This window comes from Deltaproteobacteria bacterium HGW-Deltaproteobacteria-4 (genome assembly GCA_002841765.1).
Lineage (GTDB): Bacteria > Desulfobacterota > Desulfuromonadia > Desulfuromonadales > UBA2197 > UBA2197.
Genome location: PHAV01000012.1, coordinates 26,050 through 45,918 on the forward strand (window position 1 = coordinate 26,050; position 19,869 = coordinate 45,918).

At 59.1% G+C, this 19,869-nt stretch carries 14 protein-coding genes; 1 reads left to right on the plus strand and 13 read right to left on the minus strand.

Translation table 11 applies throughout. The annotated features are described in order from the left end of the window. Positions 1-13: 13 nt before the first annotated feature. The 8 genes from pgaD to CVU69_09640 form a co-directional block, all read right to left on the minus strand. On the minus strand, positions 14-442 hold the full coding sequence (pgaD, locus tag CVU69_09605) for a poly-beta-1,6-N-acetyl-D-glucosamine biosynthesis protein PgaD (GenBank protein ID PKN11992.1): 429 nt from the start codon (positions 440-442) through the stop codon (positions 14-16). Continuing rightward, positions 439-1,725, minus strand: coding sequence for a poly-beta-1,6 N-acetyl-D-glucosamine synthase (gene pgaC / locus CVU69_09610; GenBank protein PKN11993.1), 1,287 nt, complete (start codon positions 1,723-1,725; stop codon positions 439-441). Before pgaC ends, pgaD begins: the two co-directional genes overlap by 4 nt. After that, positions 1,722-3,656: a poly-beta-1,6-N-acetyl-D-glucosamine N-deacetylase PgaB gene (gene pgaB, locus CVU69_09615; GenBank protein ID PKN11994.1), complete on the minus strand. Its 1,935-nt coding sequence runs from the start codon at positions 3,654-3,656 to the stop codon at positions 1,722-1,724. Before pgaB ends, pgaC begins: the two co-directional genes overlap by 4 nt. Next, positions 3,656-6,106 (minus strand): poly-beta-1,6 N-acetyl-D-glucosamine export porin PgaA, encoded by a 2,451-nt coding sequence (pgaA, locus tag CVU69_09620; protein PKN11995.1) that lies wholly within the window; start codon positions 6,104-6,106, stop codon positions 3,656-3,658. Before pgaA ends, pgaB begins: the two co-directional genes overlap by 1 nt. Positions 6,107-6,364: 258 nt before the next feature. Then, positions 6,365-7,513 carry a hypothetical protein gene (locus CVU69_09625; GenBank protein ID PKN11996.1) on the minus strand — a complete coding sequence of 383 codons (1,149 nt, stop codon included), beginning with the start codon at positions 7,511-7,513 and terminating at the stop codon, positions 6,365-6,367. After that, positions 7,513-9,891: a hypothetical protein gene (locus CVU69_09630; GenBank protein PKN11997.1), complete on the minus strand. Its 2,379-nt coding sequence runs from the start codon at positions 9,889-9,891 to the stop codon at positions 7,513-7,515. Before CVU69_09630 ends, CVU69_09625 begins: the two co-directional genes overlap by 1 nt. 571 nt (positions 9,892-10,462) lie before the next feature. Next, entirely contained in the window at positions 10,463-11,383 is a 921-nt protein-coding gene (locus CVU69_09635) for a DUF58 domain-containing protein (protein PKN11998.1), read from the minus strand. Then, entirely contained in the window at positions 11,340-12,338 is a 999-nt protein-coding gene (locus CVU69_09640; protein ID PKN11999.1) for an ATPase, read from the minus strand. Before CVU69_09640 ends, CVU69_09635 begins: the two co-directional genes overlap by 44 nt. Before the next feature lie 273 nt (positions 12,339-12,611). Between CVU69_09640 and CVU69_09645 the strand changes: the two genes are divergently transcribed. Further along, on the plus strand, positions 12,612-13,508 hold the full coding sequence (locus CVU69_09645) for a sensor domain-containing diguanylate cyclase (GenBank protein PKN12000.1): 897 nt from the start codon (positions 12,612-12,614) through the stop codon (positions 13,506-13,508). Positions 13,509-13,542: 34 nt separating this feature from the next. On the opposite strand, the gene CVU69_09650 is transcribed toward CVU69_09645, so the two are convergent. From CVU69_09650 to CVU69_09670, 5 genes are all read right to left on the minus strand, one after another. Next, positions 13,543-15,549, minus strand: a complete 2,007-nt coding sequence (locus CVU69_09650) for a hypothetical protein (protein ID PKN12001.1) — start codon at positions 15,547-15,549, stop codon at positions 13,543-13,545. Between the two features lie 97 nt (positions 15,550-15,646). Continuing rightward, entirely contained in the window at positions 15,647-16,117 is a 471-nt protein-coding gene (locus CVU69_09655; GenBank protein PKN12027.1) for a tRNA (uridine(34)/cytosine(34)/5-carboxymethylaminomethyluridine(34)-2'-O)-methyltransferase TrmL, read from the minus strand. Positions 16,118-16,126: 9 nt separating this feature from the next. Beyond that, positions 16,127-17,566, minus strand: a complete 1,440-nt coding sequence (locus CVU69_09660; protein ID PKN12002.1) for a two-component system response regulator — start codon at positions 17,564-17,566, stop codon at positions 16,127-16,129. 171 nt (positions 17,567-17,737) lie between these two features. Next, entirely contained in the window at positions 17,738-18,841 is a 1,104-nt protein-coding gene (locus tag CVU69_09665; GenBank protein PKN12003.1) for a PAS domain-containing sensor histidine kinase, read from the minus strand. Further along, on the minus strand, positions 18,838-19,839 hold the full coding sequence (locus CVU69_09670) for a tRNA dihydrouridine synthase DusB (GenBank protein ID PKN12028.1): 1,002 nt from the start codon (positions 19,837-19,839) through the stop codon (positions 18,838-18,840). The genes CVU69_09665 and CVU69_09670 overlap by 4 nt, the downstream gene beginning before the upstream one ends. Positions 19,840-19,869: the final 30 nt, after the last annotated feature.

The window sequence follows — 19,869 nt, forward strand, 5'->3', positions numbered from 1 at the left end:
CTCAGCCCTCTCCCTAGCTCGGCCGACCCTGCTCATCATGGCTCATGACGATGCGTCGACTTGTCTGCCAGCGCCGCACCTGTTCCTCCTCCACGCCGAAAAATTCCGCCAGTTGCGCCTGCATCAAGGCATCGGGCTGTCGCGTGCGCCGCTCGTGATGGCGAAAGCGCAGCAGGTTGTAGCTGGACCATCCGATCAGAACCACCCCGATGAGCACCACCACTAAAATGTACACAAATGGCACGCGAAACAAGCTGCCGAGACCATCGAAGCGAAACATCGCCAGAAAGGCCAGATGACCGCCCAACAGCCAGGCGCCGAGAGTCAATAGCGGCCACAGCAGCACTCCGAGAAACACCCAGAACATGCCGGTCAACACACCCTGGCTGTAGCGCTGCAACCGCGAGACTCCCTTGGGGTTTTCGATGATGGGTGGCTTCATGGGGCGACTCCTTCACCACTTTGAGCAACGCCGCGATCGGGACTGACCCAGGTGGCGCGGCGTCCACGCGGCTTGAACAAGGCTTTGGGCAGCCCGACGATGGAGGCCAGCAGATTGATCAACCAGAAAGCCAGGGGATACCAGATCATCCAGTAGTAACAGCGCCCCAGACCCTTTTCATAGCGTGAATCAATACGCAGACTCACAGCGAATTGCAGCAGACAGGTCAGTCCGAGCACCACCCCGGGCCAGTGAGGCACCATGGAGGGCAGCTCCAGATATTCGGGCAGGGGCATGAAAAAACTCAGGCTCCAGAGCACCACCACTGCCAGCATGCTGTAGCTCCAGATGACACTGACGGCGAATTCGAGAACCACCGGCCACATGCGCCGTTTTTTCCAGTTGAACAGGCCACCGATATTGGCGAGCAGCACCTCGTAGCCGCCCTGTGCCCAACGCAGCCGCTGCTTCCACAAACCGCGCAGCGTCTCGGGCATGAGAATCCAGCACAGGGCGTTGGGCTCAAAGCGGATGTCCTGGTAATTGAGCTGAAGTTTCCAGCTGATGTCGATATCCTCGGTCACCTTGTCAAGGCTCCAGAACCCCACTTCGTGCAGCGCCGATTTGCGAAAACCCGACACCACTCCCGAAACGGTAAAGACGCGTCCGTAGATGCGCTGGGCGCGCTTAATCATGCCGATGATCGCCGAAAATTCGCCGACCTGCACCTTGCCGAGCAAGGTCGAGCGGTTGCGGATGCGAGGATTGCCGGTCACTGCGCCGACCCGTGCGCCGTTGACGAAGTGACTCATGATCCAGGTGGTGGCGTGGGGATCGAGCAAGGCATCGCCGTCGATGCAGATTAAAAACTCGTGGGGTGATGTCAGGGCCGCCATGCGCAGCCCCATGGCCTTGCCCTGATTCTGGGTGAAATGCAGCACGCGCAGGCGCGGATGCTGATCGGCCAACTCGTCGAGGATTGCCCCCGTGTCGTCATTGCTGCCGTCGTTGACGGCGATGATGTCGAAGTCGGGATAGGTCTGGTTGAGCAGCGCGACAATCGTCTCGCGCACGTTATCGCCCTCGTTGTGGCAGGGCACCACCAGGGACACTCCGGGATATTCGCGCAGTTTGGGTTCGTTCTGGTAACCGCCCTGGTTGCGCTCGTGGCGCCAATAGTAATAAATGGCGCCGATCATCCAGAAATAGGCCATGAACAGCGGATAGAAAAACAAAAAGGCCAGTAGCGCGCCTCGGACCTGTTCGAGATAGGTGAGCATCATGGCAGATAGGGGTAGGTGCGTAAGGACATGATCGGCATCAAATCCTCCGCCCGCGGCTGGTTGTGGAAGAAATTGTCGGGATAATAACCGTAATGCCGGGCGCCCTCGCGAGTCAGCAGACGCATCTGCTGCGCCAGAACGCTGCCGGGAATGGCTTCGTTGCTCCTGCGCCAATCGACGCTTTGCAACTCAAAGACCGCCTTGTCCAAGCCGCCGGGTACCTTGGCGACGCTCTGGACAATGGTGTGCAGCCAGGCATCGGGATCTTCGGCCCCTTCCATGTAGGGCATGGCCATGACGGCGGTGTAATCATACTTCTCAAGAAAGCGCGGCAGGCTCTGGGCGAACCAGGCCTCGCTGTCCCGCTCCAGTACCGGTCGTGCATAGTGATTGCGCGCCGTCTTGACGGCGGGCCGCCAGGTGCGCACCCGCTCGGCGAGATGGGCGGTGAAATCGTGCAACGCCTCACCTTTCAAACGCGTCCAGACGCGTTTGTGCGCCTCATCGGTACGGATTGCGCCGATGTCACCGGGTAGTCCGGCCGCCTGATAAGCGGTCAGGGATGCAGGGTTTGCATCCTCGAAATCAGAGAGCAATGCGTCGTCGTGAAACAGCAATCCGGCAAAGGCGGCATGCTTGGCCAGATCTTCGTAAAGCTCGGCGGCCAATTGTCTGGCGCGTGGAGAAAAAGGCGACAGGCGGCGATACTGGTGAGGATCGGGCGACACACTGTTGTCCTCGGACCAGGCCAATACCTGATCGGCTTCATCGCCCAGAGTGAAGGCCAGCACCGGCATCCAGGCATAAACCTGCACCCCGGTGCGCACCCGTAGTTGCCAGGCGACGCGGTTGAAGAGATCGGCGCGCAGGGGCAGATGACGGTTAGGGAAATAGAGGGCATCGGCAACACCGTCGCCGTCGGGATCGGCAAAGGCCTGCAGGTAAACGGTGTTGACACCGAGTTTCTGAATGCGGTCAAGCAGCAGGCCAAGGTTGGTTTCTTGCTGCGCGGGATCAGGGTCGTACACATAGTCCAGATCGACATGAACGACCCGGATCGGAGGCGGCTTTTGCCACTGGGGGTTGCGCATCTGCCAGACAAAGTCGGCGAGCGACGGGTTATCAAGAATCAGCACCCGGCGCACCGCGCCGAGTGCTTGAGGGTCGTTCTTGCCCACATCCAGGGTGAGGGTGATGGGCATACCGGCTTCCACAGCCAGTTCCTGCGCGTGGCGATTGTATTCACCGTAAGGCCAGACCATGACGCGTGGCTTGCTGCCAAGCTGCGTCTTGAGCAAGGCGGAGTTCCGTGCTAAATCAGCGCGCAGACGCTTTAAATAGGTTTCGTCCATTTCATAACGACCGCTGGCGGCGTCATAGCGCAGCGTGGTCATTGCCGGCTGAACGTTGCCCTGGGGATTGGCCGGAATGCCACGGTGCAGGTCGTAACTGTGTGAACTAATTTCCACCAGGCCCGAGGCGCCGACCTCGCGAATCTGTCCCCAGTTCATGAAGCGCTCGCGCGGCACCAGAGAGTCACCGTAGGCAACCTGCCCCGTTGCCGGAACTTCCAGCCAGCTGCCGACCAGGGCCAGCACTGCCGGGTAATTGAAAGCTTTGAGCAGGGGGAACACCTTGGTATAGAAACTCGCGTAGCCGTCATCAAAAGTCAGCAGTACCGCCTTGTCCGGCAGGGGCCGCTCGCCGCGTTGCGCCGCCAGCAAAGTATCGATGCTCACCGGCGTATAACCGTTCTCCCGCAGCCAGCTGAACTGGGCGACGAGGTTATCACGCGACACCGCCATGCCGTCAGGATCATCCACCACGTCCTGCACATCGTGGTAGGATAAGGCAACGAAGGCGCGGGCCGGTGTGGGGGCCAGTGCGCTCAGGATCAGGAGCAACAAGAAAACAATTCTAATCCGCATCATCAGAGTCTCCAACCCAGGCGCAGGTAATACTCGACACCCGTTTCGCCGTCGCCGTCATAGACACGGCGGCTCAGCACCGCGCCGTAGCTGAGACTGAAGCGATAATCCGCCTGCCAGTTGTGTTCGTAGAGTATGGCCCCCACCGGATTGGTGCCAAAACCCTTCTGCCAGTAGCCGCCGCCCGACAGTGCCAGGCGATGACCGAAGGTGCGACTGTAGCGCCGATATAGCAGCCAGTCGTTGTCGAAGGTCAGTTCGGCGGAAAAATCCTGCTCGGGGCTGAAATAGGGAACATCGTCGCGCCGATTGGTTGACGCGTAGAGATCCACCACGCCATCGAGCTTGTAATGGGGCCTAGTCACCAGGCGCTCACGCCAGTAGGCGCTCATGCGGCCAGTCTGGTTGCCGTCACTGAAATCCATGGTTTGCCCGCCCAGGCCCATGCTGCGCAGTTCGCTTTGGCGATAATCAACCCCCAGACGCGCGGCATCGGCGTCGACGCCATTGCGCAGGGCGCGCAGCGGAGTATCGGCGCTGAATATTTCGAGGGCGAAGGGGAATGACCAGTGATCGTCGCGATACCAGGTTCCGGAGAAGGCCAGTCCGAGATCGCTGCCGTCACTATGATTGGCGCTGGCCGTTAGGCTGGCGATCAGGTCGCGGCCGCGATATTCCAAACCACCCCCGTAACGCTGGTAGATGCCCCGGCCTTCGGGGAAATCGGCCCGACTCCAGAAGCCGGAGACGAAGGCCCGGTAGTGGGTGAGAAAGGGCGAGGAGAATAGAGTGCTGCTCAGGCGCAGTTCCTGGCTGGAAGGCTCGGCACCGCTGCTGTCGGCATAGGCGGCTTCGGTGCGCAGTTCGCGCAGTTCGTGGATGTCCCACAGAAGCTGTAGTCGCTGTACCTGACGGTTTTCGGGAAAGCGACGGTAAAGATCGGCAATTTCGGTTTGGGCTTCGTCATACTCGCGCAGATCGAGTCGCGTGGCGGCATGTCCCATTTGCAGACCGGGATGGCCGGGCTCGATGTCGAGGCCATCGGCGTAGGTCTGTTGGGAAAGGCGCGGCCAGCCCCTTGCGCCGTAAATATTGGCCAACTCACGCACCAGGTCGGGGTTGTGCGGCGCGGTGGCGTGCATGGTAGTAAAACGTCGTTGCCCTTCGGTTAGGTCATCGGCTAATACTCGCGCCAAACCGGCGGCGACTTCTGCGTCGAGCCGTTCGCGATTGGCACCGACTCCTCGTCCCAGGCGCCACACAGGCTGTTTAGCCTGCATCCGATCGATCAGGTCGTAGGCGCTGGGGAAATCCTCCGTTTCGATGTAGGCGTAGAACAGACCGAGGCCGGCTTCAAAGTTCTGTGGCTCTTCAGCGAGCACCCGCAGGTAGAGATCGCGCGCCACCTCAGGTTTTTGCAGGTACAGATAGGCCTCGGCGGCGGCCTGCAGCGCATAGGCCGGAGGAGTAATACCTTCGTCGGCCAGGCTTTCGTATTCAGCGATAGCCTCAGCCATATGCACCCGATCGCGCAGTGCCACCACTCGATCAAAGCGCGCCTGGAACACAAAGGGTCGCGCCACTGGATCCTTGACGTCAAGTTCGGCGAGATTCTTTTCAATCAACGCCAGGGCCCGATCGGTTTCGGCAAAGCGCTTCTCTTCTGACTCGGGTTCCAGGCTTCCCCATCGTACCTGTTGGGCGGCGCTTCTGGTATGCAGTCGCAACCGTTCCTCGCGACTCAAGAGGTGTGGGTGCTGTTCGGCATACAACTGCGCGCGATGGGTGGCGCCCAGGGCTTCGAGGGAGAGGATGCGCCCGCGCAAGGCGGCGGAGTCCTCGGGAGCCAGCGTCAAAATACGCTGGTTACGGTCGAGCACAGCCAGGAAATCACCACGCAGAGTCGCCACATAGGCATCAAGGCGCAGAGGCCAGAGCTCACGGGGATAATGCGCGCGTAGCCGTGCGATGCGCTCATCGGCTGCCGCGAATTCGCCCGCTTCGGCGAGAGCATAGACATGCCCCTCGATGAAATCGCGATGGGCGGGGAAGCGCGCCAACGCCAGGTCATAAAGGGTGGTCGCTTCCTCAAATCGCCGGGTGTTGCGCAGGGCTTTACCGACAGCTTCCAGCACATAAGCCGGCGCCAAATCCAGCGTCAGGCCCTCGGCAAGAGCAACAGCCTCCCCATCCCGGCCTGCCCAACCGAGCACGGCCAGATAATCATAAGTAACCGCCTGGCTGTCGGGAGACTTTCGATGGAGTTCGCCGAGAATCTCAAGCGCTTCGTTGAATTCCCCGGCGCGCGCCAGGGAAACGGCCCGCTCCTGTGCCGCGGCGGAAGCCGCGAGAGAGGCGCCGGCGGGCAGCCCGACAAGCATCAGCAGCAAGGTCAGGCACACCAGTAAACATCCTCGTCTCGGCTTATTCAATTCTTGATCATCTCTGCTCATGAAATCTCACAGGCGTTACTTTCATTGCTCACATCGGGTATGAAATTCACGCACCACGTACAACACAACTTAAAAAATTCATCATTTGTGGCGCCCTTTAAGGCTTCTATTCTTTTTAAAATAACTAGCATGTTCTTCATGAAAATAAAAACTTTTTATTGTTTTTGATTAATGACGCAGTAAATGTCCCGCGGTATGCCCTTCAGGCCCGAAGTTGGTCCTCACTAAGCCATGAGGGGAGCTTAAACGCAAAACTCATCACATCGAAAGTTTGGCCATCCTCGCCCGCAACTGATCCTTGATCGTCTTCTCCACAGCAGTCAGCAACCAGCGCAGCCAGCTCTTCATCCGGATCAGCTGCAGAAGAAGTCGCTGGCTGTTTTGCTGTTCCTCTCCCGTAATTTCACCTGCACGCAGTGCATCCGGGGCAAAACGCTGCGCATCGTGGCTTTGCCAGTAGGCGGCGAGATTCGACAGGAGCTGGCGATCGGCACCGCGTCGCCGCAGGATCTCGACAATTTCGTCGCGGCAGAGCTGCGTTGGCGGCCGGCCGATAATCCGCTCCAACGCTTCCTCGACCGTGCGCGGAGTGCGGCTCTTGCGGTACGAACGCAACAGAAGATAAAGGACAAGGAAGGTGAAAAGAAGGAAGGTGCTGTGCACCAGCCAGGTCGGTATATGCTCGATCCCCGCATTCAGAACGACATATTTGTGCGCCAGCGGATCGAAGACCGGCAGGCGGAAGGCGAGTCGGCCGCGATCATTGCCGCCGGGGAGGTAAAGGTAGCGCAGGGTGCGGGTCCTCTCCTGCGGCGCTGTGCCGACTGTGCCATCCTGGAGGAGAATCAGCCGTTCGTTGGCGCCAACTTCGGCTTGCGGCGTTGGAAAGGTTTCGAGCGCCGCCGGACCGCTCAGCACCAGCTGAATCTCGCGACTGCCCCGTCCTTCAGCCTGCAGCTCCATCGTAACCTGACCGATAGCCCCGGCAAAGCCTTCCGGTCGTCCCTGTTCCGGCAAGGTCAGCACCCGCAGTTCGACCGGTTGTGCATGATAAGTCTGGCCGGCGATGCTCACCCCGGCACTACTCAGGGGGAGTCGGCCGCTGCGCAGGGGACGGACAGCCCGCTGCATGATCTGCACGAGGACAGCTTGATCCTCCTCCAGACGGGGGGGAGGGGTCGGGAGCTCGGCGCTGGCGCTGCTGTCGAGGTTTGGCCAGATCGGGGTAATGGCACTCTGCGGGCGCGGCGCAGTGCGGATTTCGAGGGTGACAATGACCTCTTCGCCGACATAAGGCGCCGGGTTGGAGAGAAGCAGACGTACCGCCGGGAGATTCTCGGCGGCCGACGGTCCGGGGCTGCTCAAGACCAGGCAGAGGAGAAAAATGATGAAGAGCACTGGCCTCATTACCAATCCTTCTCGACGGTGCGTTCACGGCTTTCCGCCTGACTAGCAGTCTCAGCAAAGACTTGCGGTTTCACCGCTTCAACCAGTTGCAGGGCTTGTTCACGATTCATCGGCGCATCAACGGAACTCTCTTCGTTTTGACGCTCGCCATCGCCACTGCCGCTGGCCGGGTGATCGCCGAGCAGACGCAAGGCCAGAGCAAGGTTGGTTCGCGCCGCCGCATCGCCGGGGAGGAGGAGGAGCGCCTGTTCCAGGGCGGTGACCGCCGGGGCAGCAGCGCCTGCCTGCAAAAGTGCCGTTCCCTGATTATACAGAACCAGCCCCCGTTCATTGGCGGGGAGACTGTGGATGGCGCGGGCAAAGGCACGGGCCGCATCCTCGAAAGCGCCGTTTTTAGCGTGGCGCATGCCGTTGTCAAAATCATTTTCGTCCCGCTCGATGATGTGGCCGCAGGCGCTGACAATCAGGGTCAGCATGGTAAAGGCCGGGACCCAGGCGCTCCAGCCCCGCACTTTGCGGGACCAGGGAAATTGCCGTAGCAGCAGTAGTCCGAGAGCTGACCAGAGCCACCACAATGCCGGCGGCGTCAGGAGCTCCGGAGGCCGCCAGCGTTCTATCAGAGCCAGGGTGGCCGGCGCGCTATCCGGACGCAGGAGCATCTCTCCCTGGGTGACGGCGGCGATCTGCCGCAGGCGGTTATCATCTCTTTGGCTTATGAAGGCGGCACCATTGCGGTCGCGCTGCACCTGACCGTTGACTTGAAGAACCGGGCTCCCGGCAACGCTGCCAAGGGGGATCGTGTAGACCGGAATTGACTGCGGCAGGCGCGGTGCCGGAGTCGGTATGGTCCGCTCACCGTCAGAAAGGAGGATGACGGCCCGTTCCCGACCGGCACTGCTCAGTGTTGAGAGGGCGGTGAGGATCCCCTCTTCCGGTGCCGAGCCGGGCGAAGCAACCATCCTCGGCAGGAGGCGGTCGACAAAGAAGAGGATCGCTTCCCGATCTTCGGTGAGGGGCGCCTGCACCACCCCTTCACCGCCGACCAGGGTGAGACTGAAACGGCTGTTCGGCAGGGATGTAATCAGCGTCCGCACATCCCGCTGCGCCAAAGAAAGTCGGGTTTCACCGCTATCATTGCAGGCCATGCTGGCAGAAACGTCGATGGCCAGAGCGAGATCCGGACCATTTTGCTCGCCCCGTAAAATCGGCCCGGCCCCGGGCGGGGGGATCAGCAGGAGGGAAAAGGCGGTCAAGGCAACGAGATCCAAAAGATAACCGGTCGGTCGAATCCGCAGCCAGAGGCGGAAGAGGAGGAGTTCCGCAGCCAAAAGGAGGAGGATAAGTCTTTGCAGAAGCGGCGCCAGCGGGTGATCGGTAATCCGGTCTTTCACCTCGAGCGGGCTCTTCTCCAGCGCATCGATGCGCTGATAAACGTCGCGCAGTGCTTCGCCGCTGCTGGCAAGAAAGTGCTGGCCGCCGGTGAGGCGGGCGATTTCGAGCAAGGGCTCTTCTTCCAGGGCACTGAGCAGCAGCGAGCCGTCGGCGAGGCGGGCAGGGGCGCCGGAGCTGCCCAAAGGGATCTCGCTCCCTTGCAGCGAGCCGAAACCGATGGTGTAGATGCGAATCCCGAGGGCGGCGGCAGCGCGGGCCGCGGCGCGCGGGGTGATACTCCCCCGGTTTGAACGGCCGTCGGTGAGGAGGATGACCGCCTTGCTCTGCGCCGGCGAATCCTTGAGTCGGGCCAGAGCCGTGGCGAGGGCGTCGCCGATGGCCGTGCCGGTTCCGGAGCGATCGGCCTCCACTGCCCGCAGACGGGCAATGAGATGTCCTTTGTCAAGAACCGGCGGCGAAAGGAGAACCGGTACGCCCGAGAAGAGGATAACCCCGACCCGGTCGTTGTCGCGCTCTGCCAGAAAGTCAGCAGCGGCATTGCGGGCGGCAACCATGCGGCTCGGCAGGATGTCGGTGGCGCCAAGGGAGGCGGAGACGTCGAGGACGAGCATCAGGTCGACTCCTTCCCGCACCGTCGTACGATGCGTTTCGCGTTGCACCGGATCGGCAAGAAGGAGAATAAGCACGGCAATCGTCAACGCCGCACACCAGCTATTAAGCCGGTAAAAACGGAGGCGCCAGGTGTTTTTGAGACGACGCAGCGGCTCAAGGGAGGATAAAGGAGAACTGACACGTCGGCGCGGGATAAAGGGGAGGAGCGCCAAAGGGAGGAGCCAAAGGAGATACGGTGCGGTAAAAGTAAAGTTCATTTGTCCCCCACTGCGACCAGGGACAACAATGTACGATGCAAGCGTTGAATATCGTCCGTGCTGCTGGGAAGCGGTGCAAAGCGGCGCTCCCTGATCTCTTCGAGGAGACTGCTGCATGCCGCTGAAACCGGGAGTTGGCGGGCTCGGGCCTCAAGGCGGACCAACTGGATCGCTTGCGGAAGTTTGTAAAAGTCGGGACGGTGCCACCAGCGCCAAAGAAGGGCAAATCCGCCCCCGAAGAGTAGGAGGAGCAGGGCGCCGGCCACGATCCAGCCACCCGGACCGGAACCGACCAGGGGGAAGGGGCGACGCTTGAAAGGAGCAATAGAGGCATCCTGTGCAACCCCCTCCAGAACGGTGACCGACAGTGGCTCGGTTTCGATTTGCCGGGCGGTGCCGACTTGCAAGGGAAAAGGAGGGATCTCCCGAACTCCCGGGCGCAGCGGCAGGACAACGAGGCGGATCTCTTGACCGAGATGCAGAGGGGGGGCGAGTGGTTCAAAGGAGTTCAGGTCGGGGAGGCCGGCGAGTCCGGTCTCTTCGTTTTCGAGAGTGATAATGATAGAGAGAGGTTTGCCGAGGATCGGTGTCGCAGGGTCAAGCTGGACGACCGGAGACGCCAGCACGAGGGCCGCTGGCAACAGTGTTAAAAGAAAGATTCCAATGAGAGGTCGGAAGGTTATGCTGATCACCGACGTCTCCCGCTGCGGCGCCGGAAGAGGCGCAATAAGGTCGGCAGGACCGACTCCCCGGCATTCAGAAAAGCGTGATCGATGGTCAAGCTGTGTAACTGTTCGGTCAGTTCGATATCGCCGTATTCCCATTGCGCCGCATAAGTTTTGCGCCTGCTTTCGCTGGAGAGATCAACAATCTTCTCTGTCAGTGTTTCGCGGTCGGAAACCCGCCACAAACCTCTGGTTTGTGGAAGAATCTCCTGCGGATCACGGGGGATAAGAATGACAAGATCGTGGCGGCTGTGGGCTTCGCTCAATCGTTTCAGCGGCAGGGGTGCGTGCAGATCCGAGATGAGAATTATAATGCCCGGTCGCCGGTTGAGCTGCAGGGCTGCTTCGATCGGGGGGGCGAGATCGGTGCAACGGCCCCTCGGTCGATGCGCAATCAGTTCTGCAAGGATCCGCCGGGCGTGCCGGACGCCGGTCTCGGGGAGGATGAGGTGCTCGATACGGTCGGTAAAGGCGACCAGGGAGACGCGATCGCCGCTGTTGGCGGCGGCAAACGCAAGGAGGCCGGTCGTTTCGAAAAGGAGATCGCGCTTGGCACCGGCAAAGGAAGCCGAGAGATCAACGAGCAGGGTCAGAGAGCGGCTGCGCTCCTCCCGGTACTGGCGGACATGCGGCACTCCGGTGCGGGCGGTGACATTCCAGTCGATGGTGCGAACATCGTCCCCGGGCTGATAGGGGCGCAGCTCGGAAAACTCCATCCCCTGGCCACGAAACTGACTGCGGTAGGCCCCGGCAAGGTTGGCGGCGAGACGCCGGCGCGAATTGATCTCCAGTCGTCGCACCAGCCCGCGGTTGGCCAGCGGGATCGGCGTCGCCTCGGTCTCAGGGCGTCGGAACAGCGGAGAAAATCTGCGCAAGTACCTCATCGCTGCTGATCCCTTTGGCGTCGGCTTCGTAGGAAAGGAGGAGACGGTGGCGCAGCACCATCATGGCGACCGCCAGCACATCGTCCGGGATGACATAGGGACGATGGCGCAAAAAGGCGTGCGCCCGCGCGGCGCGGGCCAGGGCAATACTGCCGCGCGGCGAAACACCGTGCTCGATCAGGGATTGCAACTCCCCCTTGCCGCAAATGGACGGTTCGCGCGTTGCTTCGATAATGTCGAGAATGTAGTCCCGCACCTTGTCGTCAAGATGTAAGGTGCGCACCGCTTCGCTCGCCGCTGCCAGGGTGGCGGCGCTGACCACTGGACGGATCTCCACGCTACTCTCGCTACTGATGCGATCGATGACCTCGGCCTCTTGATGGCGGAGCGGATAAGTGACGATCACTTTGAACATGAAGCGATCGACCTGTGCCTCGGGGAGGGGGTAGGTCCCTTCGTGTTCAAGAGGATTCTGGGTGGCAAGGACAATAAAGGGCTGTGGCAGAAGTTCCGAGACTTCGCCAAGGGTGACCTGCCCCTCTTCCATCGCTTCGAGGAGGGCTGATTGCACCTTGGCCGGGGCGCGGTTGATCTCATCGGCCAAAACGACATGGGCAAAGATCGGTCCTTTGCGGATATCGAACTCGCCACGGCCGGGGTGATAGACCGGGGTGCCGATGAGGTCGGAGGGGAGGAGATCGGGGGTGAACTGGATGCGTTTAAAGGAGAGATCGAGTGCGCGGGCCAGGGCATTAACGGTGCGGGTCTTGGCCAGGCCCGGCACTCCTTCGATGAGGACGTGACCGCGGCAAAGGAGGCCAATCAACAAAGCTTCGAGAAGCTTGCGCTGACCAACGATCGATTTGCCGATCTCGGTCAAAAGCGGTTCGACAAAAGCGCTCTTTTTGGCAATGTCAGCTTCAAGTTGGGCGAGGGTGAAATTCGATGATGACAAAGGAGGTGACTCCGGAGTTCGGGTGGTTGGCAAGGTTGGGAGTATAGAGAGAAGCTCCTTATCTTTCAAGGGTAATTTAGATTCTGCCTTTTATTGCCGGAGACTTTGTTTAAAAGCGCAAGCCCGGCATGATCCTCATTTGTCGTTTACGCAAAAAAAATTAATACTGGAAATCTGCATAAAGATCAGCTTAATATGAAAGAATAATTTTCACGGCAGCAGAGACAAACTACTGCGGAGGAGATAATTCTTCTTGTACCGAAAGAGCTCTTAATGAATGATATCACCAGCAAAAAGATTCTCGACAGCCTCTTTGACGGGGTCTACTTTGTCGATTGTGAACGACGGATCACTTATTGGAATCCCGCCGCCGAACGCTTATCCGGCTATTCAAAATCAGACATGATCGGTCATTGCTGCGCCGACAATCTTTTGCGTCATGTCGATGCCGATGGTGTCGAACTCTGTATCAACGGTTGCCCCCTCGCCGCCTCCATAAGCGATGGCAAACCCCGTGAATCGAGCGTCTTTCTTCACCATAAATTCGGCCATCGGGTTGCTGTCTCGGTCAGGACTTCTCCGGTGCGTGATGATCAGGGGATTATCATTGGCGCCGTCGAGATCTTTACCGACAACTCATCGGCCTTGCAACTCCTCCGGGAACTTGAAACGCTTAAACATGAAGTTTATCAGGATGCCCTCACCACCATCGGTAACCGTCGCTATGGTGAAGTGACCCTCTCGACCCGTATTTACGAATGGCAGGAACATGCCCGCCCCTTCGGCCTTCTCTTTCTCGATGTCGATCACTTCAAGATTTTCAACGACAACTACGGGCACCGGCAGGGGGATGAGGTTCTGATCATGGTGGCAAAGTCCATCAGCAGTTCCCTGCGCAGCATGGATGTCGCGGCCCGTTGGGGCGGCGAAGAGTTTGTCGTCATCCTCCCCGGGGCCACAGCGGTGATTGTTAATGCCATTGCCGAGCGGGTCCGCATGCTGATTGCCAGCAGTTTTATCAGTCGTGGCGCTGAGAATCTCCGGGTGACGGTTTCAATCGGGGGGACTGTCTGCCGTAGCGGTGAGTCAGCAGAATCGATTGTCAAACGTGCCGATGAACTGATGTATCGCAGCAAGCTCGACGGTCGCAACCGGGTGACCATGGATTAACTTAAGAGAGGGGACTCCGACAGGCAAGATTCATTTAAATCCCGGATCGATCGTGAGGTCGTTCCACCTCTTCCTTGATTGTACAGAGCGCGTGATTCCACACGACGTCGTGAATGAACCCAGGGTAAAGTGCCCGGGCCGTGCGAAAGAGGATCTTTGTCATCAGGTTTTTACCCCTGCGGTAATTGAAGGCCGCGTAGATGACAAGTCTTGTGCCCCCCTTAGTTGGTGCCAGATTAAAGATAAGTTTTCCGCCGGTGCAAAGATCCTCACTTAGCTCGTACATTAAAGTTTCGTTCCCCACCCGCTGCGTAAGCTTCAGGCATGCCTTTAGATCAACCAGAGGCATTTGATACTGCACTTCAGAACCCACTTCGTTGGGCACCCCCCCCACCCAGCGCACATCGACGATGCGAAGCTGGAGGTAACGGGCATCAGGATGACCAAAACGCGCAAGTTCCCCCAAGATCTCTTCAAAGGAGCCGCGAATCATGATCGCATACATTGCCTCAAACTCCGGGGCAGTTTCCAGAGGGCTTCCCAAGCTCGCACCCAGCTGCTCCTTGACGACCTCACGCCGTTCCTTGAGCAGAACGGTGGGATAACGTCCGTACTCCCCCCACTTTAGGCCAAAAATATACTCCACGATGACGTTGCGCAGGGTCAGGAACGCACCCCGCAAAAGCGACCAGACAACTGGGAATCTGCACATATCCCGAAACACTTCACGGTAATTGGCGGTGCCGCTGGCGATCTTCCACAAAACCTCCGTCAGCGGACGGCGATTTTTGCTGTGAAACTTGTATTCGGTGGCAAAGGCTTGATAGGTGATACGCCCGATGAGGGGACGGCTGAAGGAGATGCGGCTCAGGGCAAACACCACCCGCCCAAAACGGTTGTCAACATCCAGCCAATGAATGGTCTTGCCATAACCTGCTTGCAGAGCCTTGCGATCAAGTCCCACATGAAGCAGACATTTCGCCAGGCAACTAGCGGTCAGGTGTGCCGAGAAGAGACCATCTTTGTAGAGCCGTGAGCCAACGACATCGCCAATCAGAGCAAAGCCATCACCATAAGGAGCTTTGGCAGTGGTCACAGCAATGCGCGGGGTGCAGACGCAGCTTAAAGCGATATCTTCTATGCCCGGCAGTATGCGACGGACATTGGGGAGAGCCAGAAAGGCTTTCACCACGGCACGATTATCCTTGGGCGTCCCTGCTTCATCCACACAGCGTCCAATGAGTGACACCGTGAGAAATCGCCCCTTGGGGACCAAGGCGGCGTGCTCCAGGGGAAATTCTTTGGTCCCGTATTCCAGAAAATGAACCTCCTTGAACATCAGGCGCCGCAAGTATTCCTCCCCTAAGTCCAGCTCAAAAATAAGGGTATTGCGGGATTGGCCGGGGCGATAATCAGGGTTCATCCGCCGCAAAGCTGCCGCCAGGCGTTGATCCCCCCCGGCATTGATGCCCATAGCCATGACCGCAAAGTCAACCTCCAGCCTCGATTCATTTTGATCGGAATCTACGACGGTCAGAATCGGCCGCCTCACCACACCATGATTCACCTCCAGGACTCGTCCAAAACGGAGCTGGGCTCCTTCCTTGATGGCTTCGTTTAAAAGGAAAGCATCGAAACCTGCGGGGCTATCGCGGCGACTGGGAAGGGATCCACGATAAACTGCATTCAGCTTCAAACCGGGCGGAACCCGGAGACGGAAGTTCTTCCACTGCCCCTGAATCCAGACGTAATCGAAGGTGCCTTGGATGATTTCAGGAGGAAGGACCAGGCCGAGTTCCTCCAAAAGTTTGTTAAGACGAGGGCTGATCCCCCCCACACAGTAATTGCAACCCTTGGTTCCGCACCCCTCAGCGTCCATGGGGGAACGGCGCTCCAGAATCACGACCTCCAGATTCAGATTCAGGCGCCGAGCCTCTCGGAGCAGGTGAATGGCAAAAAAAGAACCCGCCGGCCCACCGCCAACGATGGCCAGTCGATCACCGTTCCGAAGTGGTTCTGATCTTATCTTGGCACTTTGCATGGGAGGAATCCTCCGGTGGCAGGTTCAAGTTTATGTTGGAACAGAGCTTTTCTGATGAGTTATCGTCTGAAGTCGGTTGTAACGAGCGCTTTGCCATTCAGTCTAGGCGGCCGCACTGACGCAGTGCTTCGTAGAGGACGATCCCGGCGCTGGTGGAGAGGTTGAGAGAACGAACCCGCTCGGAGAAGATCGGAATGCGGATCGCCCGTTCTGCCTGGGCGGTGAGGAGCTCTTCCGGCAGTCCCTTTGTCTCTTTACCGAAGACGATCAGATCGCCGGGCTGATAGTCGGCAGCGATGTAGGTGCGTGCCGCCTTCTTTGAGGTGTACCACCAGCGACCGTTGGGAAAAGCGGTCTGGAGTTCGGCGAAGGAATCCCAGAGATGGAGATCGACGGCGTCCCAGTAATCGAGACCGGCACGCTTGAGCTGGCGGTCGTCAATGGAAAAGCCGAGGGGTTTGACCAGATGCAGGGTCGTGCCGGTGGCACCGCAAAGGCGGGCGATATTGCCGGTATTGGGGGGGATCTCCGGCTCGACCAGGACAATCTGCAAGGGGAGGTGAGAAATGGTGCTCACCTAGTCCCCCTTTTTCGCGACAATGCCCAGGGTCTGAATCTTTTTGCGCAAGGTATTGCGATTGATGCCGAGAATCTCGGCAGCGCGCACCTGGTTCCAGCGCGTCGTTTCGAGGATCAGGGTCAACAGGGGACGCTCCATCTGGTGCAGGACCATGTCATAGAGATTGTTGAGTTCGTTGACTTCCATCTGCCCGAGGGAGATGCGCAGCTTGTTGGCGATGAGAGTTTCGAGGGAATCGCCACGATTACTTGCGGTCGACGAACCCTTGCTCAACTGCGGAAAGTCTGAAGCGGTGAGGATCGGATCCGGGGAGAGGATCGAGGCGCGCTGGATGGTGTTTTCCAACTCCCGCACATTCCCCGGCCAGTCATGGCGTTTAAGAAGTTTCAGGGCCGATTCATCGCAACTGCTGGTCGTTACGCCGAATTCACTGCGCGCCCGGCCGAGGAAGAAGTCAACGAGCAGGGGGATATCCTCTTTACGCTCACGCAGCGGCGGCAGATGAATCGGCACGACATTAAGACGGTAGAAGAGATCTTCACGGAACTCTTTGGCCGCGACCTTCTCTTCAAGATTCATATTAGTGGCAGCAATGATGCGGACATCAATGCGGATGGTCGACGAACCACCGGTGCGGGTAACCTCCTTCTCCTGCAGGACGCGCAACAGCTTGGCCTGAAGATCGAGGGCCATGTCGCCAATTTCGTCGAGGAAGATCGTTCCGCCATTGGCCTGCTCGAACTTGCCGGCCTTGCGTTCATGGGCGCCGGTAAAGGAGCCCTTTTCATGGCCGAAGAGTTCACTTTCGAGGAGTTCGCGGGGGATCGCCGCACAATTCAGGGCGATAAAGGGGTTGTCGAGGCGGTTGCTGTTGGCATGGATGGCGCGGGCGACGAGCTCCTTGCCGGTGCCGGATTCACCGGTGATGAGGATGGTGGCATCGGAGGGGGCAATGCGGCCGATGAGCTTGAAGAGTTCCTGCATCGCCTTGCCGTTGCCGATCAGCGGTCGCTCACTACGCTGCCGCTCGCGTAATTCCCCTTTTAATCGAACCACTTCATCAGTAGTAATGATCGCCTTTTGTGCCCGCAACACGATCGCTTCAAGAAGATCAAGGTCAAAGGGTTTGGGGAGATAGTCGTAGGCGCCGCGCTTCATCGCTTCGATAGCATTCTTCATCGACGATTCAGCGGTCATGATCACCACCGGCATGCCGGGGCGTTCATTCTGCAGGGTCGTGAGGAGATCGAGTCCGTTGATCCCCGGCATCTTGATGTCGAGAACGGCGAGATCATGCTGGTAGCGGCGCGAAAGCTCGAGAGCTTCTGATCCGTTGCTGGCGAGATCGACGGTAAAACCTTTTTTGCCGAGGGATTTGGAAAGGACCCAGCGGATACTCTCTTCATCGTCAGCGACGAGGATACGATTGATTGGCATGGTGGAACCCCCTTTGTGCAAAATAACGTTAGCTGAAACAGGAAAACCTTCCCTCATCCGCCCCCTAAGGGCACCTTCTCCTGGAGGGAGAAGGTGCCCTTAGGTTCCAGGCAGCCCCTCTCCCTGTGTTGGGAGAGGGTGGCCGAAGGCCGGGTGAGAGAATAAGTATGTTCAACGCAGTAACGGCAGCGAAATAATAATCGAGGTGCCGCTGCCGGGGACGCTCTCGATGCGGATCAGGCCGCGATGTTCATCGACGATCTTCTGGCAGACTGCCAGGCCGAGCCCGGTCCCCCGCTCTTTGGTCGTATGAAAAGGGGTGAAGATGTGTTCGAGCTCTTCAGCGCTCATCCCCCGGCCGGTGTCGCGGATTTCAATCTGCACCATCGGCGTCGAGCGACTGCCGGGACGGAGCATGTGCATGTTGGTGTCGACGCGGCAGATCGTCGTCACCCGTCCAACCTTGTCGATGGCTTCGGCGCCATTTTTGATCAGGTTGAGAAAGAGTCTGGAGATCAACGCTTCATCGGCAAGGAGCAGCGGCAGGCTCGGATCGACATCAAGGATGAACTCAACGCCGCGACTGCGATGCTCTTCGCGCTGCAACAAAACAATATCATTGAGAATAGCGTTCAAATGCACCGGCACCATCTGCAAGGGGCGAGGTGCAGCAAGATCCATGAGTTCGGCGAGGAGATCGCTGATGCGGCTGACTTCGCGAATCATTACCTGGGTATATTCACGCAGATCGTCACGTTCTTCGAGTTCGCGATCAAGCAGTTGCGCTGCGCCGCGAATCCCGCCGAGCGGATTCTTGATCTCGTGGGCCAGGCCAGCAGCCATGACCCCGGCTACGGCAAGTTGATCACTGCGCCGGACCGCGTCTTCCAATTCGCGAATACGGGACAGGTCGCGGAGGATGACGATGGCGCCGTTCAGTTCACCGGCATGACTGAAGAGGGGGAGGGCTGAGGCACTCACCGGCAAAGGCAGGCCGATGGGACGGCGCAGCAGAATGTTTTCGTAATCGGAGAAAGAGCGTCCTTCTTCGAGGGCGGCGCGGACCAGGGTCAACAGCCCTTCATGACCGGCAAAGAGTTCGGAGAGGGTTCTCCCGAGTGCCTGGCGTTCCGAGATGGCGGTGAGATTTTCAGCTGCGGCGTTAAAGAGAGTGATGCGCGATTGCCGATCGACGGCAAAGACCGCCCGGTCGATATTCTCCATGACCTGGATATAAAGCTCGGGATCCCGCTGCCGGGGATGGTGACTGCTCATGCCGTATGATCCTCATCCGCAAAAAAAGCATCGATCAGCGCGCGCATGGTGGAGACCTCTTCGGCACGATTGATCGTTTGGCGAAAAGCAGCGGCACCGGACAGGCCGCGGGCGTACCAGCAGAGATGTTTCCGCATTTCGCCGAGACTTCGGCGTTCGCCAAGAATCTCCAAAGCAAGTTCGAGGTGGTGGTGCGCGACTTGCGCCCGCTCAGTCGGGGTCGGTGCCTGCCAGTTTTTGCCCTGCAAACGCGCCGCCAGTTCAGCCAGGAGCCAGGGGTTACCGTAGCCGCCGCGGCCGATCATGATCGCGTCGCAACCGGTCTCGGTCAGCATGCGCACCCCGTCTTCAGCGGTGAAGATATCGCCGCTGCCGATCACCGGAATCGTCAGGTCCTCTTTGAGCCGGCGCAGATGCGTCCAGTCCGATAAGCCGGAAAAGCCCTGGCTGCGGGTGCGGGGATGTAGAGTGATGGCATCAACGCCTTCCTCTTGGGCAATCCGGCCGATCTCCAGAAAATTGATCTGTTCGGCATCCCAGCCGGAGCGGATCTTGACCGTCAAGGGGCCATCCCAGGCCGCGCGCATGGCGGCAATGATGCGGCGAATCTGCTCCGGTGTTCGCAACAGGGCACTGCCGCCGCCGCCCTTGGTGACTTTGGGGACCGGGCAGCCGAGATTGAGATCGATCAAATCGGCGTGACTCGCAACCAGTCGCGCCCCTTGTGCCAGGTATTCGGGATCGCTGCCGAAAAGTTGCACGCCGAGGGGGCGTTCTTCCGGGCGGGAGTCGAGGAGTTCAAAGGTGCGATTGCGTCCCTTGGCCCGAACCAGACCGACGGCGCTGACCATTTCAGTAAAGACCAGCGCCGCTCCGGCCGGCTTCATGATCAGCCGATAGGGGAGGTCGGTAATTCCGGCCATCGGGGCAAGAATAATCGGGTTTTTCAGTTGGAGTCCGCGAATTTTCATGAGGTCTTCTGCATAATTTTTGTGCATCATACCGATCCGCCCTCCGGAGTGCAACGA